Source organism: Pedobacter sp. N36a (assembly GCF_014472395.1).
Lineage (GTDB): Bacteria > Bacteroidota > Bacteroidia > Sphingobacteriales > Sphingobacteriaceae > Pedobacter.
The window spans coordinates 401537-419560 of sequence record NZ_JACSZW010000003.1 but is presented as its reverse complement, the minus strand read 5'-3'; the positions used below and the strand labels follow the sequence as shown (position 1 = coordinate 419560).

12 protein-coding genes and 1 tRNA gene are annotated in these 18024 nt (G+C 41.7%); 1 reads left to right on the top strand and 12 read right to left on the bottom strand.

Features of this window, described 5'->3' with window-relative positions:
- The 4 genes from pth to H9X96_RS08205 all read right to left on the bottom strand — a co-directional run bounded on the left by pth (position 1) and on the right by H9X96_RS08205 (position 2355).
- Positions 1 to 561 (bottom strand): aminoacyl-tRNA hydrolase, encoded by a 561-nt coding sequence (gene pth, locus H9X96_RS08220; protein WP_187665830.1) that lies wholly within the window; start codon positions 559 to 561, stop codon positions 1 to 3.
- A 108-nt stretch (positions 562 to 669) separates the two neighbouring features.
- Positions 670 to 1248: a 50S ribosomal protein L25/general stress protein Ctc gene (locus H9X96_RS08215; protein ID WP_187665829.1), complete on the bottom strand. Its 579-nt coding sequence runs from the start codon at positions 1246 to 1248 to the stop codon at positions 670 to 672.
- Positions 1249 to 1271: 23 nt separating this feature from the next.
- Complete coding sequence (locus tag H9X96_RS08210) at positions 1272 to 2213, bottom strand: ribose-phosphate pyrophosphokinase (RefSeq protein ID WP_187665828.1); 942 nt, start codon at positions 2211 to 2213, stop codon at positions 1272 to 1274.
- Between the two features lie 71 nt (positions 2214 to 2284).
- Positions 2285 to 2355: transfer RNA gene (locus H9X96_RS08205), tRNA-Gln, on the bottom strand.
- Positions 2356 to 2827: 472 nt separating this feature from the next.
- Here H9X96_RS08205 and H9X96_RS08200 point away from each other — a divergent pair.
- Complete coding sequence (locus H9X96_RS08200; RefSeq protein ID WP_187665827.1) at positions 2828 to 5854, top strand: DUF2723 domain-containing protein; 3027 nt, start codon at positions 2828 to 2830, stop codon at positions 5852 to 5854.
- Between the two features lie 183 nt (positions 5855 to 6037).
- Here the strand turns inward: H9X96_RS08200 and H9X96_RS08195 are convergent, their stop codons facing one another.
- The 8 genes from H9X96_RS08195 to H9X96_RS08160 form a co-directional block, all read right to left on the bottom strand.
- On the bottom strand, positions 6038 to 7003 hold the full coding sequence (locus H9X96_RS08195; RefSeq protein WP_187665826.1) for an acetyl-CoA carboxylase carboxyltransferase subunit alpha: 966 nt from the start codon (positions 7001 to 7003) through the stop codon (positions 6038 to 6040).
- Between the two features lie 128 nt (positions 7004 to 7131).
- A complete protein-coding gene (locus H9X96_RS08190; RefSeq protein WP_187665825.1) occupies positions 7132 to 8481 on the bottom strand; it encodes an MFS transporter in 1350 nt (449 codons plus the stop codon).
- A gap of 13 nt (positions 8482 to 8494) precedes the next feature.
- Positions 8495 to 10315: an alpha-amylase family protein gene (locus H9X96_RS08185; protein WP_255431051.1), complete on the bottom strand. Its 1821-nt coding sequence runs from the start codon at positions 10313 to 10315 to the stop codon at positions 8495 to 8497.
- Positions 10312 to 12681 carry a glycoside hydrolase family 65 protein gene (locus tag H9X96_RS08180; protein WP_255431050.1) on the bottom strand — a complete coding sequence of 790 codons (2370 nt, stop codon included), beginning with the start codon at positions 12679 to 12681 and terminating at the stop codon, positions 10312 to 10314. Before H9X96_RS08180 ends, H9X96_RS08185 begins: the two co-directional genes overlap by 4 nt.
- Before the next feature lie 107 nt (positions 12682 to 12788).
- A complete protein-coding gene (pgmB, locus tag H9X96_RS08175) occupies positions 12789 to 13457 on the bottom strand; it encodes a beta-phosphoglucomutase (RefSeq protein ID WP_187665824.1) in 669 nt (222 codons plus the stop codon).
- Positions 13458 to 13473: 16 nt separating this feature from the next.
- Complete coding sequence (locus tag H9X96_RS08170; RefSeq protein WP_187665823.1) at positions 13474 to 15318, bottom strand: glycoside hydrolase family 13 protein; 1845 nt, start codon at positions 15316 to 15318, stop codon at positions 13474 to 13476.
- Between the two features lie 79 nt (positions 15319 to 15397).
- A complete protein-coding gene (locus tag H9X96_RS08165) occupies positions 15398 to 16411 on the bottom strand; it encodes a SusE domain-containing protein (protein WP_187665822.1) in 1014 nt (337 codons plus the stop codon).
- A gap of 18 nt (positions 16412 to 16429) precedes the next feature.
- Positions 16430 to 18016 carry a RagB/SusD family nutrient uptake outer membrane protein gene (locus H9X96_RS08160; RefSeq protein ID WP_187665821.1) on the bottom strand — a complete coding sequence of 529 codons (1587 nt, stop codon included), beginning with the start codon at positions 18014 to 18016 and terminating at the stop codon, positions 16430 to 16432.
- Positions 18017 to 18024 lie beyond the last annotated feature (8 nt).

The following is an 18024-nucleotide window of genomic DNA, read 5'->3' as shown; positions in this document are numbered from 1 at the left end:
CTATTTGTTAAAGGCAGTCATTGTTAAAGCTGGACCGATGGTCACGAAACTTTTGACCAGGTCCACGCTTTTACTAATCAGCGCTGGAAGTTCCAATTGCTCGTCTTTATCAAAATGGCCCAATACATAGTCCGCCTGTCTGCCTTTAGAAAAATTGTCACTGATGCCGAAACGTAATCTCGGATAAGCCTGTCCGCCGCAAAGCTCCTCAATACTTTTCAAGCCATTATGTCCGGCACTGCTGCCCTGCATTTTCAGTCTGAGCTTACCCAATGGCAAAGCAAGGTCATCCACGATCACCAATACATTTTCCAATGGAATTCTCAATTCCCTCATATAGTAATTCACGGCCTTTCCACTCAGGTTCATATACGTGGTGGGTTTGATGACGTGCAGTTTTTTCCCTTTAAAAGAAACTTCCGCATAATAGGCCAGACGAACATTAGAAAAAGAGCCATCAAGCCCCTTTACCAGCTCATCAGCGATATCAAAACCAATATTATGACGGGTATGCGCATATTCAGGACCTATGTTCCCTAAACCAACAATTAAGTATTTCATCTGCTGCAAATATAATAGTTTAGCTGAAAACAGCCATTGAATCATTTTATTCCATAAAAAAAGCAGTACCGTTGCCGATACTGCTTTTCTAGATTGGACTAAAAGAAATTATTTCTTGTTAGCTTCGTTCTCAGCTTGTTTTAAAGCTCTTGACATACCAACAGATACGATAGTATCTTCTGGAGTGTTAGTGATTGTGTAATCAGCTTTCGCGATATCACGTACACGGAACAAGTTACCAACTTCTAATTTTGCAATGCTCACTTCAACTGTTTGAGGCATATCTTTAGGTAATGCTTTAACACGAAGTTTACGTAATTTCTGAACTAATTTACCACCCATTTTAACACCTGGAGAAGTACCGGTTAATTTAACTGGGATTTCCATTAAGATTTCTTTGTCATCAAATAACTGAAGAAAATCTACGTGTAACAATAGGTCAGTTAATGGGTGAAATTGTAATTCTTTAATGATAGCTTTAGTTTTAGTACCATTAATGTCAATTTCAACGAAGTTTGCTTCTGGAGTGTAAATAGCATCCTTTAATTCGGTTGTAATTACAGCAAAGTGTTTTTGCTCTGTACCACCATACAATACTGCAGGAACTTTACCTTCATAGCGAAGCTCTTTAGCATCGCGTTTCCCTACGTTCTCTCTTGGAGAACCGCTAATTGCGATTGTTTTCATTTTATATATATTTATTATTAATATTAAACTCTAAACAGGTCACTGATAGAACCGTGTTCATTTACATTGGCAATTGCTTTTGCAAATAATTCAGCAGTACTCAATACCCTGATTTTGTCGCTCTGACGTTTCAATGGAATGGTGTCTGTCACGATCAACTCTGCTAACATAGAGTTTTCTACCGTTTCATAAGCCTTACCTGATAACACCGGGTGTGTACAAACTGCACGCACACTTTTCGCTCCTTTTTCCATGATCAGCGCTGCTGCTTTGGATAAAGTACCTGCGGTGTCGCAAATATCGTCAATTAAAACCACATCTAAGCCAACTACATCACCGATGATCGACATCGACTCAATTTCATTGGCACGTTTACGTCTCTTATCACAGATCACCACCTCTGCATTGAAGAACTTTGCAAAGGTACGGGCTCTATAAGAACCACCCATATCCGGGGAAGCAATCGTTAGATTCTCCAGGCCTAAGCTTTTGATATAAGGCACGAAAATTACTGAACCATCTAAGTGGTCTACAGGAATATCGAAGAAACCTTGGATCTGAGCAGCATGAAGGTCCATCGTCATGATTCGGTGGATACCGGCTGATTTTAACAAGTTCGCTACCAATTTGGCACCAATCGCAACACGTGGCTTATCTTTTCTATCCTGTCTGGCCAAACCATAATAAGGAACTACTGCAGTGATGTAATGAGCAGATGCGCGTTTAGCGGCATCAATCATTAACAGCAACTCCATTAAGTTATCATTAGGCTGGTAAGTAGAATTGATGATGAAGACATCGCAGCCGCGTACTGTTTCATCGTAAGAAGGTTGAAATTCGCCGTCGCTAAACCTGTTCAAGGTGACATCACCTAAAGGTTTGCCGTAGCTCTCGGCAATTTTGATTGCTAATTCTTTTGTACCTGTTCCGGCAAAAAGTTTAACTGGATTAAACTGCAATGGCATGATTAGAGGTGTATCAATGCTGGTTAAAAAAAATCGGATTGTGAAATAAACCACAATCCGAATATGTTTTGTTGCCCGACCAGGATTCGAACCTAGACAAACGGTACCAAAAACCGTTGTACTACCTTTATACTATCGGGCAATCTTTCAATTTTAATTTCGAAGCGGATAATTGTTGCTCTGAAATCTGATGCAAATGTACGCACATTTTTGATATCTGCAAATCCTGCTGCAAAAAAAGTTTAAAAAATATTGGCTTTATAATTCAGAAAGGAAATAAACTATTTAAAATGAGGAAGTTGCTCAGCATAAAAAAAATTACTTTTTTTTTATAAAAATTTAGTGTTTTACTTTTAAACGGAAAAAGCACCTGCATTTATGCCTCAGGCAAGATTAAAATATTTTAAAATAATATAAAACAGGACAAATTTTAGATATTCCGGGGAATAGAAAACTGCAGAATATCCTCCCGCTGAAATCAAACCACAGAAAAGATACTTTAATATTGGTGGTTAAATATGTTAAACTCCCCTTACTTTATGAGTTTATCAATCTTATTCTTTATTTTCGGCTGCATTTTATTAGCGCGAATCAATAACTATTTTACTTAAGAAATGAATTATTCAAAAATCAACAACCTTACCGGCTGGCTTTGTTTTCTGATTGCTACTGTAACGTACATTCTAACACTAGAACCCTCTGTCAGCTTTTGGGATTGCGGTGAGTTTATCGCCTCAGCCTTAAAAATGCAGGTAGTTCACCAACCGGGAGCGCCATTATTCTTAATGATACAGCGGTTCTTCTCCCTTTTTGCTTTTGGTGACCTGACTAAAATCGCTTACTTTATGAACGTAGGTTCCGCTATTGCCAGTGCTGCCACCATCCTATTCTTGTTCTGGACCATTACCGCATTGGCGAAAAAAGTGCTGATTAAAGAAAAAGAAGAAGTGAGTCAAGCCAACCTCATCACCATTATGGGTGCAGGTATCGTAGGTGCTTTAGCTTATACCTTCTCCGACAGTTTCTGGTTTTCAGCAGTAGAGTCTGAAGTATATGCACTTTCTTCCCTATTTACCGCCATCGTATTCTGGGGTATTTTAAAATGGGAAGCTGTTGCCGATGAGCCGCGTGCAGATCGCTGGTTGTTGTTTATCGCTTATATCATGGGTTTATCCATCGGGATTCACCTATTGAACTTATTGACCATTCCGGCAATCGCCTTTGTATATTACTTCAAGAAAGTTAAAAACCCAACCACTGCCGGCATTATCAAAGCAGGGATTGTAGGAATCCTGATTCTTGCCGTAGTTCAGTATGGTATCATTCAATACGTCGTATCCTTCGGTGCTTACTTCGATTTATTCTTTGTGAATACTTTAGGAATGGGCTTCGGTACCGGCGTAATGGTGTTTGCCATCCTATTGATCGGTGGTTTCGTATGGGGAATCAGATACTCTATTCAACATGAGAAAAAGATCCTGAACCTTTCTTTACTTTCAGTAGTCCTTATTTTGTTTGGATACAGCTCTTTCTCGATGATCATCATCCGTGCAAAAGCAAATCCTAACTTAAATAACAGTGCTCCAGACAATGTATTCTCCTTCTTAGGATACCTGAACAGGGAACAATATGGAGACAGACCTTTATTATTTGGTCCTAACTACAATTCACAGGCTGTAAATTCTGTAGAAGGAAAAACATTATATAGAAAAGGTGCAGAAAAATATGAAGTAGCCGGTAAAAAGTCGGACTACGAATATGATAGAATTACGCCTTTCCCTCGTATGTACAGTGATGATGCTGGACACGTAGCTTATTATAAAGACATGATGGGCTTTAGTGATGATCACTTCCCAAGCTTAATTGATAACATCGGATTCCTACTATCGTACCAAACCGGACAAATGTACATGAGGTATTTCTTGTGGAACTTTGTCGGCAGACAAAACGACGACCAGGGACAAGGCAGTCTATATGAAGGTCAGTGGCTGAGCGGTATTAAGCCAATTGATGCGCTTCACCTGGGTAGTCAGAAAAACCTCCCTCCTTCTATTACAGAAAGTAATGCTTACAACCGTTTCTTCTTCCTTCCACTAATCCTGGGCTTATTGGGTGCCATCTGGCATTTCAAAAGAAATCAGAAAGATGCAGGAATTGTAGCCCTATTGTTCTTCTTCACCGGTATGGCAATTGTTTTATACCTGAATCAGAAACCAATGGAACCAAGGGAACGTGATTACGCTTATGTGGGCTCATTCTATGCCTTTGCCATCTGGATTGGATTTGGTGTCCTTGCCCTGCGTGAATGGCTATTTAAGAAATTAACCCCTGCCACCGGCGGTATGCTAGCTACAGTGATCGGCTTATTTGCAGCTCCAGTAATTATGGCTGCTCAGGGATGGGATGATCATGATCGTTCTACTAAAATGGTAGCACATGACATTGCCGTAGATTACCTGCAATCCTGTGCGCCTAATGCGATCCTCTTCACCTATGGTGATAATGATACGTATCCACTATGGTATGCACAAGAAGTAGAAAATATCAGACCTGACATTAGGTTAGTCAACCTGAGTTTATTTGATACCGATTGGTACATCAATGGTATGAAACGTAAAATGAACGAATCTGAGCCACTGCCAATCTCTATGAACGAGTCACAGTATGTTCAGGGCGTTAGAGACGTGATGTATTACCAAAATGCGGATATCGCAGGGAATATTGAACTGAAGAACATTTTAGAATTGCTGCTTTCTGAAAACAGCGAAGATAAACTGCCATTAAATGATGGTAGAAAAGTAAACTTCATTCCTACCAAGAACTTTAAGATCACAGTAGATAAAGCAGCAGTACTTAAAAATGGTGTGGTGAGCCCTGCTGATTCTGCCAAAATCGTTCCTGCAATAGAATGGACGTTCAATAAAAACTACGTAACTAAAGGAACCTTGGCGATGTTTGACATTCTGGTTCATAACAACTGGAAAAGACCGATCTATTTCGCAAGCACAGTACCTTCAGAGCAATACAATGGTTTAGACAAATATCTTTACAATGAAGGTCTGGCTTTACATTTAATGCCATTAAAAGTAGATACCGCAGCCTCTAGAAACGAACTGATCAATACGCCTGTTTTATACAATAATGTGATGAACAAATTTGTATGGGGTAATGTGAAGAATGCTAAATACCTGGACCCACAGTCTTCTGATGACATCTCTATCTTCACCAATGTATTCAACAATACCATCAGCGGGCTATTGAAAGAAGGTAGAAAAGAAGATGCTCAGAAAGTAGTGAATCGTTATTTTGAAGTGATGCCAGAGAAATTCTACGGTATGCGTTCAATGATGGGTGCTTACTTTATGGCAGAAAACCTATACCAATTAGGAGACAGCAAAAGAGCAAATGCTCTGATTGAGAAATCAGCAGATTATATTATGAAAGAGCTGACTTACCTGGCTGATGTTTCTGAAAGCAAGAAAAGGTTTGTAGGTGGACAAAATGTACAGTTAGGACTATCCTTCCTGAACTCTATGGCCAGAACTACTACCGAAAACAAGCAAGATAAACTGAGCAAAGAGCTTGCTGATATGTTTAACGTATTAGAAGCAAGGTTCTCTCCTTTCTTCCCGGCACAATAATAAGTTCCGGACCTAAAAAGGAGCATTCGTTTTTACGGATGCTCCTTTTTTTATGTTTAAAATTTGAGGTAGCTCAGGTACTGAAATAAATGGAATGAGGTCTCAGCTTATTCCAGGATCTGATCGTAAAAGAAAAGGGCTGCAATTTTTAAATTGCAGCCCTTTTCTTTTATGTCTGTTATTTTATGATTCGTTTACCACACCCATTGCACAGAATTTATCAATTCTCTTGGTAATCATGGCATCCGTTTTTAATTTCTTAATCTCTTTAAGGTCGCTGATGATCTGTTCTTTGATCGTTGCGCCCATTAACTCAGGATTTTGGTGTGCACCCCCTAGCGGTTCTTTAATGATGCCATCAATCAATTGATTTTGGTACATGTCATCAGAAGTTAGTTTTAGACATTCTGCTGCTCTTTCTTTGAAGTCCCAGCTGCGCCATAAAATAGAAGAGCAGGATTCAGGAGAAATTACAGAATACCAGGTATGTTCTAACATGTATACACGATCGCCGATACCGATACCCAATGCACCACCCGATGCACCTTCACCAATTACGAAACAAAGGATCGGTACTTTTAGAACAGACATTTCTAACAGGTTACGCGCAATCGCCTCCCCCTGTCCGCGTTCTTCTGCTTCCAGCCCGGGATAAGCACCCATCGTGTCAATAAAAGAAATCACTGGTTTATTGAATTTTTCTGCAAGACGCATTAAACGCAATGCTTTTCTATAACCTTCAGGATTTGCCATACCGAAATTACGATATTGACGCTCTTTAGTATTTTTACCTTTCTGGTGTCCGATCACCATTACCGTCTGACCGGCAATTGTAGCGAAACCACCAATAATGGCTTTATCGTCTTTTACTGTTCTGTCGCCATGCATCTCGATGAAATCATCACAGATCATACTGATGTAATCCAAGGTTTGAGGCCTTTCCGGATGACGGGACATTTGAACTTTCTGCCATCCTGTTAGATGGGTATAAAGCGTCTGCTGAGTATCAGCTAACTTCTCTTCCAGTTCAGTCAAGGTAGCAGACATATCTACTTTCGTTTTATCGGCAACCTGTTTAACCTTTTCAATCTGCTGAGCTAATTCAACTAAAGGTTTTTCGAAATCAAATGATGTTTTTATCTGTTCCATAAGTGGGCTGTAAAAATAGGCATTTTATTTAAAACTTTGCAGACCGCCCGGGTTTAGGTAAAAATTTTAATATAAATTCTATAATAACGTCGTATTTCTGGTGTTCAAGCAGAATTTTCAGCCGATTCTTACCCTGCATTTTCTTTATTGCGCTGAATATAAAGCACAGATATCGCACCTAAAATCATGAAAATCCCTGCCAATACAATTGCATAAATCGCCTTTCCGTCGTAAAATTTCTCTACAATCATCCCGCCAAAAAAGCCGTTTATAATTTGAGGCATCGTGATGAAGAAGTTGAAAATCCCCATGTATACGCCCATTTTCCTTGCAGGAATAGAACTCGATAAAATGGCATAAGGCATAGATAGGATGCTTCCCCAAGCCAGTCCTACTCCAATCATAGAAAAGATGAGGTCTTGTGGATCTGTGATAAAATAAATAGACAATAAGCCCAATCCACCCGCGGTTAAAGAGAAAGCATGAGCAATTTTCCTACTGGTGGCCCTTGCAATAGCTGGTAATAAGAGTGCATAAATCGCGGAAACACCGTTATAAATCCCGAAAAGAATACCAACCCAGTTTCCTGCATCCGCAAACTTTACCGAAGAGGTATCCCCAGGCAGTACCTTATAGATGTGCTGCGCGATGGCTGGCGTCGTAAATACCCACATCGAGAACAGCGCGAACCAGGAGAAAAACTGCACCAATCCCAATTGACGCATAGTGATGGGCATATTAGAGAAATCGGTGAAGATAGACATGATGCCCTTCGTTTCTTCCTCCTGAGCACCGTCATGGTACTTTTCCATTTCTTCCGGTGGATATTCGCTGGTAGTGATTACCGTCCAAAGAATGGTGCCGACCAATACCGCAGCTCCCACATAAAAGGAATAAATTACGTTGAGCGGAACATGTCCGGCGGCAGCGACTTTAGAAACACCCATATATTCTGAAAGAATATAGGGCAGCCAGGAACCAGTAATGGCTCCAGCGCCAATCAAAAAAGTTTGCATGGAAAACCCGAAGCTCCTTTGGCTTTCGGGCAGCTTATCCGCCACCAGTGCGCGGAAAGGTTCCATCGCCACATTGATCGAAGCGTCCATGATCATCAGCATTCCGGCACCAATAATAATGGGTGGCAGCAGACTGGCCATTGCCGCAGAATTCGGCATTAAGATTAACGCAATCGCCGTCAACACGGCTCCGATCAGGAAATATGGCCTTCTCCGGCCAAATTTATTCCAGGTTTTATCACTATAATAACCAATGATGGGTTGAACTATCATCCCTGTTAAAGGGGCTGCCAACCAAAAAAGCGATAAATGCTCCACATCTGCACCATAAGTTTGAAGTATTCTGGAAGCATTTCCATTTTGCAATGCAAATCCAAATTGAATCCCGAAAAAGCCGGCACTCATGTTAAAGATCTGCAGGGAGGATAATCTTGGTTTACTAAGCGCGATTTTCTTTTCCATCAGGTATTAATAATTAAAATTGAATGATTTGAGCAGTCCCGGGCAGCACTTTTAAATATAGGGATTGCGAGGTATTTTCTACTTTCTGCTTAGACAATAAATCTATGCTTTCTTTAATTTCCCGGTTTTTCAACAGCAGACCTGGGATCTCCAGGTTTTTCTCCAGTGTTTGTGTCCGATCGAAATTAGCAACAATCAGTAAACGCTGACCTTCAGTATACCTTAAAAAGGCATACATACGCTGTTCTCCAAGCGGAACATCCAGGATGTCTCCTTTGGTAATCGCTGCTGAATTAGCCGAAATGTACATCAGTTCTTTATAAAAACGACGTAGATTTTGCTGCTTCTGGTCTAATAACGCGCCATCAAAAGCACCATTATTCATCCATTTCTGATGTTCCGGGACACCCCAGTAGTCAAAAATCGTGGTTCTATGGTCTTCTTTTCCAAAACCTTCTATTCCTTTTCCTGGCTCCCCTACTTCCTGTCCGAAATACAGCATCACAGGTCCTGCCGATAAAGTAGCAGAAACAACCATCGCTGGGATAGCATGAATCGCATCTCCCGCAAAACCTGCAGAGGCGATGCGCTCTTCATCATGATTTTCAAGAAAGCTCAGCATCCTTTGTCCAAATCCGGCAGTCTGTACCTGCCATACTTTTGAAATGTCTTGTACATTCCCTTCCGGCTCATTTCTGATCAGTTTTTTTAAGCCATCATATAAACCTACTTTATCATATAGGTAATCAAAATGACCCCTGCTCAGATAGGTATAATAAACCGCCGGATTATAAGCTTCACCAATAAAGATCAGTCCTGGGTGTTTCTTTTTCAATTCCGGAATCACCCATTCCCAAAATTCTACAGGCACCATTTCTGCCATATCACAACGAAAACCATCCACACCTTTTGCCGCCCAGTAACTTAAAATATTTTTCATTTTAAGCCATACACCAGGAGTTGGGATAAAATGCTGCTGCTCACCATTGGCATCATCTAATCCGTAGTTCAGTTTCACCGTTTCATACCAATCATCTTTTGAAGGATTGGCAGAAAACACGTTATTTCCGGTTGCTTTAGCCGGACTTTCCTTAAATGTCTGGTGTTCAAGCGGGATTAAAGCATTTACGGCTGATCTGATGGTACCATTTACAGCGGAAGTTTCCGTCAGGATAACCGCTGATACCGGAACCACAAAGTCCTTTCCTGGCGTGTAGTAATAATCATTAGCCGGGCTGAAACTTTTATTGTGGTCGTCCTTTGCACCAAAATCGAATACGCCTTTCGGCTTCGCTAAAGAATGGTAGGAACGCGCCACATGATTGGGTACAAAATCAATGATCACCTTCATGCCCTTCTGATGGGTTCTTGCGATTAAGCTTTCAAACTCTTTCATTCGGTTTTTCACATCCACCGCCAGATCAGGATCTACATCATAGTAATCACGAATCGCATACGGAGATCCTGCACGGCCTTTTACCACCTCTGCATTATCCACAGGGATGCCAAAAGCACGGTAATCAGTTAGGCTGGCATGGGCGATCACGCCGGTATACCAAACATGGCTCACGCCTAATTCTTTAATTCCATCCAATGCCTTGTTGTTGATATCGGCAAACTTACCGGAACCATTTTGCTGAATAGTTCCGTAAGGGAGGTTCAGACTCTGCTTATTCCCAAATAACCTGGGCAATAATTGATAAATAACAGGTTTACTCTGGGCCATACTGTAACTTGAAAATCCGAAAAACGTGCATCCTGTTAAAATAATACCGAGGAACATTCCTCTATTAACCATCAGCCCCTGTTTCCTATTACCGAATGCCTTTCTCATACCAATGAGGGCTTGTAAGCAATTGTTTTTTCTCCCGGTGGCACAGCACATTCCTGTTCGAATACCCTTAATGTTAAGGTTTCCTCCGAATTGTTTCTAATGATCAGTTCCGATTCATTGATCTGTACCTTCAGCTGTAATCCCCTGAAACCGATGGTAAAGGAGAAAGCAGCCCAGTTTTTCGGTAAGAATGGCTGGAAAGATAATTTGCCATCCTTCACACGCATCCCTGCAAAACCCTCTACCACACTCATCCAGGTACCTGCCATTGAAGTAATGTGCAAGCCGTCTTCTGTATCGTTGTTATAATCATCCAGATCTAAACGTGCGGTGCGCAGGTAAAATTCATATGCTTTTTCCTCGTCGTTCAGTTTTGCCGCAAGGATACTATGGACACACGGCGATAAAGAACTTTCATGAACAGTCCTGCTTTCATAGAAATTGAAATTCCTTCTCAGGGTTTCCAGGTCGAATTCTTCCTCAAAGAAGTACATCCCCTGCAATACGTCAGCTTGTTTAATATAGCAAGAACGTAAAATACGATCCCAGCTCCATTTTTGGTTCAGCGGACGCTGATCTGCCGGCAAATCTTTAACCAGGATCTGCTCTTTGTCCATAAAACCATCCTGCTGCAAGAACACATTTTCCCCTTCATGGTAAGGATAATACATCTGACTGGCTACCGAATTCCAGTCCTTGAACTCCGAAAATTCCTCCAGTTTTGTCTGCGCTACAATTTTTAAATATTGTTCCGGAGCCTGCGACTTTACTTTCTCCGCAGCTTCCATTGCATAGGTTAAACACCAGGCAGCTAGTTTATTTGTGTACCAGTTGTTGTTGATGTTGTTCTCATATTCATTCGGACCAGTTACGCCAAGTATTACAAATTTGTTCCGCTCTGCGCTCCAGTTGACCCTTTGTTTCCAGAATCTGGCAATGCCGATCAATACCTCCAGCCCATATTCTGCCAAGTAACTCTCGTCGCCAGTATAACGGATATAGTTGAAAATCGCAAAGGCGATTGCTCCGTTTCTATGGATCTCTTCGAAAGTGATTTCCCATTCATTATGGCATTCTTCGCCATTCATAGTCACCATCGGATACAAGGCTGCACCATTGTTAAAGCCTAATTTAGCGGCATTTTCTATCGCTTTATCCAGGTGTTTGTAGCGGTAAACCAATAGATTTTTAGCCACTTCCTGCGGCGCTACTGAAAGGTAGAAAGGAATGCAGTAGGCCTCGGTATCCCAGTACGTAGAACCTCCATATTTTTCTCCTGTGAAACCTTTAGGTCCAATATTTAAGCGGGCATCTTTACCAGTATAGGTTTGGTTCAGCTGAAAGATATTGAATCGGATGGCTTGCTGAGCAGCCACATCACCTTCGATCACGATGTCGCCTTCTTCCCATTTCTGAGCCCATGCCCTTGCCTGCTGATGTTTCAATTGTTCGAAACCTTTCTCCAAAGCCTTCGAAATTGTTGCTTTTGCAGCGCTCATTAAGTCTGATTTATCATAGTTCTGCGAAGATAAATTAGCCACGATTTTATACAAATCAATCGTTTCATTCGGGGCCAGGACAAAGGAAGCCTGTTGTCCCAGATATTTATCTTTTGCAATTGGATTTAGGGCTTGTAAATGATCGTTTTTGAAAATACGGGTGTTACTCACCGTACATACGTCAAATTCGGTTTTTTTAGTCCTTAGCACTAAGTAATCGGTATGCTCTTCTTGTTGCTGCGCAACCTCCTCCCAGAATTTCTCGTCATAATTTGAGTCCTGGTTTTTTACATCTCCATCAATAAAAGAAGTGATGCTGATCTGAGCCTCAAAATTAAGGGCCTCAATGCGGTAATGTAAAGCGGCCACCTCATCATCAACGATGCTGCAAAAACGGATCGACTCCACCTTTACCATTTTACCACTTTTCAATTTGGCAGTAAACTGGCGGCTCAGCGTTCCTGCTTTCATATTCAGTACCCGCTTAAAATCGGTGACTTCGGCAGTATTCAGGTCTAACGTTTCTCCCTCAATCTGGATGTTTAAACCGATCCAGTTTGTGGCATTCAATACTTTGGCAAAATACTCAGGATAACCGTTTTTCCACCAGCCGACACGGGTTTTATCCGGATAGTAAACACCTGCTACGTAATTTCCCTGCAGCGTTTCTCCTGTATAATCTTCTTCAAAATTGGCGCGCTGACCCATTCTGCCGTTTCCAATACTGAATAAACTCTCTGATATTTTATTTAAGTGAGGATCAAAACCTTCCTCAACAATGTTCCATTCGTCTGCTTTTATATAATTTTTCATGGTATATGCTGCTCCAATTTTCCGGCAGTTGATGTAGCCGGAATATGTTTTCATTTATTTATCTATTCGATTCGCCTGTTCAGCGTTTTCGATTCCTATCTTTTCATTTGTGCTAATTCGGCTTAGCAATTAAGGCCCTAAGTAATATGAGGAAGGTTTTATTAGTAACTGCTCAAGGCTTCAATCTCAGTGATCGTAATTTCCGAAAGGTCATTGATCACTACTTGTGCCCCGGGTAAATTTTCGGGTTTACCGATGCCTACCACCATCATGTCTGCTGCCAATGCCGCCTGTACCCCTGCTAGTGCATCTTCAAATACCACACAATTTTCTTTAACGGTATGCAGCAATTCCGCAGCTTTCAAAAACACTTCGGGATCTGGCTTTGAAGTCGTCACAGAATTTCCGTCCACGATGGCATCAAAAAAATGAGCGAGTGCTGTCCGTTCCAAAATCAGGGAAGAATTCTTGCTGGCAGAGCCTAGGGCGATTTTAATTCCGGCTGCTTTCAAAGCGGTCAGCAGTTCCAATGAACCTGGCAATACTTCCTGCACCGTCATTTTACTGATCATGGCCACATATTGTTCATTCTTCTTCGCGGCTAATGCTTCTTTTTCTGAGGCTGATTGCTCCACACCACCCCATTGCAGGATCATATCCAGGGAGCGCATTCTATTTACGCCTTTCAGCTGTTCATTTTGCAGCTCCGTAAAGTCAAAGCCTAAGGAGTTAGCCAGCGCTTTCCATGCTTTATAATGATAAACGGCGGTGTCTACCAATACGCCATCCAGGTCGAAAATACAGGCGATAGGTTCTGTAGTATGTTGCATCTATGTATTTATAATCTTAGTTTAATTCTAACACCAAGGTGGTCTTTGCAGGCACAGTAATGTTTTTTAAAGTGTTAATTTTTTCCTTTGTGATCACGTTAATGGCGGAACTGGCCTGACCGATGCGTTCTTCAAATCTGGAGGTTTCCAGGCTTTTCGTCAGATCGTCGATATTAACCACCACCATGACGGTTTTTCCACCTTCCGGCAAGTACCTGAAATAAGTATAGATGCCATTTTCAGGCACATACTGCATCATTTTTCCGCTTTGTAAAGCCGGACTATTTTTTCTGTAATTGGCTAATGTTTTCACAAAGTTCCAGGCTTCATTTTCCTGTACAGTACGACCTGCAGCAGTAAACTTGTCTGTTTTATCTCCTGGCCATCCACCTGGGAAGTCCGAGCGTACCAAACCATCAGGATCCGAGTAGTTCTTCATTAAAATCTCTGTTCCGTAATACATTTGAGGGATACCTCTTAACGTTAACAGTAAAGCCATTCCAGATTTATACTTGTCGAAATCTTCTTTCACCATAGAATAGAACCTGCTCATGTCATGGTTGTCCATGAAAATCACATTACGATTGGCATCCTGATATAGGAAATCCTGTGCTATGGTAGTATATAGTCTGAATATCCCATCTGTCCAGCCAGATTTTCCATTCAGGGCTTCATAGATTGCGTTTTTAAGTACGGCATCTGTTACCCCTGGCAGTTCGGTATCGAAGCCTCTGCTTACCGTGTTTCCACCAGTAAAATAGGCCTGTGCGGCTGCCGAATTCACCAATGTTTCTCCAAAAACGGAAAGCGTTGGGAACTCTGCTTTTATCTTGATCGCCCAGTCTCTCATGTAGTCCGGGTCGTTATATGGATAAGTATCTAACCTTAGTCCGTCGATTCCTGCATCTTCTACCCACCAGATGTGGTTTTGTGTCAGGTAATTCTGCACATAAGGATTTCTTTGGTTAAGGTCGGGCATACTAGGTACAAACCATCCGTCCAGCATTTTCTTTTGATCGGCTTTCGAAGCATGGGGATCCATCACCGGCTCATCGCGGTAGCTGGTCTGCGTATACACTGGCCATTGGTTTACCCAGTCTTTCATCGGCATATCTTTATAGAACCAATGTCCGGTGCCCACATGGTTGTGTACAATATCTTTCACTACTTTCATTCCTTTTTCATGTACTTTATCTACGAAAGATTTGTACAAAGACAGGTTTCCGTAGCGTGGATCTATCTTATAGTGATCCGTTACCGCATAGCCATGGTAGGAAGCATTAGCCATGTCATTTTCAATTTCCGGAGTCATCCAGATGGCGGTGACGCCTAAATCTTTCAGGTAATCTAACTTATTGATCAATCCCAGTAAATCTCCGCCATGACGGTAATACATAGAATCTCTGTTCAATTTAGTTTCCTGCATTCCTTTAATTACATCATTTTTCGGGTCGCCATTAGAGAAACGATCCGGCATGAGCAGGTAAATCAAATCTTTGCTGCTTACGCCTTGTATGCGGCTTGCGTTAGCTGCTCTATTTTTCAGTTCATAAACATACTGCAGCACCTTCTTCCCTCCTTTGGTAAATGCGATAGGGAATTTTCCCGCAGCGGCGGATTCCCCAATTTCCAGGTCCAGAAATAAATAATTCGGATTTTCCACCTTATTTACGCCTACCAGTTTTACACCTGGATAATTCAGTTCTACACCCAGCTCAGCGATGCGATCGCCATGAACTAACAATTGAAGTTTAGGGTTTTTCATGCCTACCCACCAATACATTGGTTCAATGCGCTCCAGTTTTTGGGCAAAGGTGGTCACAGAAATACTCAGGAGGAGTAAAAGGATCAATTTTTTCATGAGCAAAAGATTGAGGATGGATTAAAAAAAACAGGTAGTCCCGCATGCCAGAGAGAATGCAGGACTACCTGTTTGGGTATTAATTTTTAACGAGTGAGTATTTTAAATTTGGGATGTCTAATGTAATGGTATAGTTTCCTGCTGCGGCAACAGTAATATTGCCCCCATTAAATACAAGATTACCACCACCTCCACCATAATTGAAATCATAGGCACGATCCGCTCTGAACTTCAATTCTCCGGCCAACAGATTTGCGGTTACTTTATAAGTGCCTTTTCCGTCATTGATGAATTTCATGTCAATATCACTGCCCCATCCAAGTGGTGTAGCACTGCCTGTCATGGCCCATATTTTTGAATCTTCAAATTTAAATGCTTTCGTGTTCATATCTACTGTAATCAGTTGCGGACCAGCTTTTGGCGCGGTTAAATTTGCCGCATTTCCTGCACTGCTTAGCGATCCGGCAAGAACACCATAAGAAAGGTCCCAGTTTTTTACCGGCGTAATCTTGAACTCTAACTGGGCAGTTGGAAATACAATAATTCCTAAGTATTTACCATCGCTATCTGGAGAAACCAGACTGTCAGCTGTTGCCGGTGCCCATCCCTGGTAAGCACCTGGGGCGTAGATCCATGAAAACGCAGAATAAGCCGTTGCTTTTAGCGTGATCACATTCGAATAAGTCACCGCATTTGGCGAAGGAGCAGATTTCAACCTCACTTCCAGCTCAGCTGGAGTTCCGGCTTTTTGATCTAAACTCAGCAAGATGGCATTGATGGCAGCCACAGTTGGCGAATAAGTCGTACCTGCTATTACCGTTTCTTTAGGATTGGCGAAGTTTCTGCCTTTCAGATCAATCTGAATGGTAGAAGTTACCGGAACAATAACACCTGTCACCACAGGAGCAGGAAAGGTAAAAGTTACTGCCGGACTCGTTGCCGTGGCTAAAGATAAATTAAGTGTAGTGCTGCTTGCCGTAAGCGTACCTGCCGGACTCACATTTGCCACCAGGTCTGTTCCATCCTTTTTGCAGGACCATAAACCTATGGCCACTAAAACAAAGGAAATATATTTTATAGTGTTTGATTTCATCTCAATTTCTGCTTAGGATTAATAACCTTTATTTTGAATCAGATTGGTATTGGCAATCAGGTCGGCCAGCGGCAATGGATAGATATTACGTGTGGCATCTACTCCTTTTCCTGATTTCACGCCACCTTTATAAGGCCATAAATAACCCGCTTCTGTAAACTTGTTATAGCGGACTAAATCTGTACGGCGGAAACCTTCCCAGTACAATTCTCTGCCACGCTCATCCAGGAAGAAATCAACACTAATTGCAGATACATTTCCTGAAGTATTGCCATAAGCACGCTGACGGAGATTATTCACATAGGTAATTGCTTGTCCGGTTGAACCGCCAGCACCACCACGGGCTACTGCTTCGCCATAGATCAGGTATTGTTCAGCCAGGCGGAATAATGCAAAATCCAATGAGCTGAATTTTCCTTCATTTGAAGGTGCCGGAACTCCTTTTGAATCCACATTTCTAAACTTGACCACCCTTAAACCATCCGTAAAAGTATTCACATCATCATTTTCCAGTTTCTGGCCAAAAAACATTGCTCTTTGATCAGTAGTACCAGAGTAGTCTGTAAATAATTTAGGGAGGTTAATCCGGCTGCGGTTACCGCCCCATCCACCAGTTGGCACACCAAACGAAGCAGGGTTCATGTCTCCGTTAATTGCTGCATTGATCAGGTAAGTTGTTCCACCATCATTCTGCGTATGCAATCCATCATAATTAATGGTCAGGATGTTCTCTTTACTAGTAGTTCTGTTGTCTGTTAAAAACAGATTTTTATAAATCGGTGATAAGCTATAACCACCATTGATCACTTTACTGGAATAAGTAATGGCATCAGTATATCTGGCTGTACCGGTATATACCTGAGCATTCAGGTATAACCTGGCTAATAACGACCAGTCTGCACCTTGATCTGCACGACCATATTCATTGGTCATTGGTGCAGCCAGGTCTCCTTCAATTGCTTTCAATTCTGACTCTACATATTTGAAAAGCTCTGCTCTTTGAATTTGTCTGGGAGGAATTTTTCCGATCAGGTCCTCTTCTGTGACAAAAGGAGGATTCGCGTAACCATCCATCAATACCCAATATTGGAAGGCACGAAGGAAGCGGGCTTCCGCACGGTAGCGCTGTACATTTGTTGCATCCTGACCAGTGATGTTACGGCTCGCCAACTTTTCTGGTGTACTTTCTCTCAGGAAGTCATTACAAACGGTAATCTGATAAATACTTCTGGAATATAAACCTCTGACAAATATATTCTCAGAAGTCCAGGTCATCTTATCCAAATCCGGAATACCGTCATCATTCCATCCGCAGATGGCTTCATCTGTTGGCAATTCCTGTGACATCCAGAACAACCTCAGGAAATCTGTAAATCCTGGATTTAATCCGCCGATGTCACTTTCTGCAGTCGCGCCGCTAGGATGGGTCAACGCATAACTGGCATACAATTTAGCCAGTTGACTTTTGTATCCAGCTGGGCTGGCATAAGCCTGATCCGCTACTAAATCATTAGTAGGTCGTAAGTTCAAGGCGTCCTTTTTACATGAGCTGATAAAGACCAGTAAAACGCTTGATATGGTGAATATTTTAAATAAATTTCTCATCCTGATAA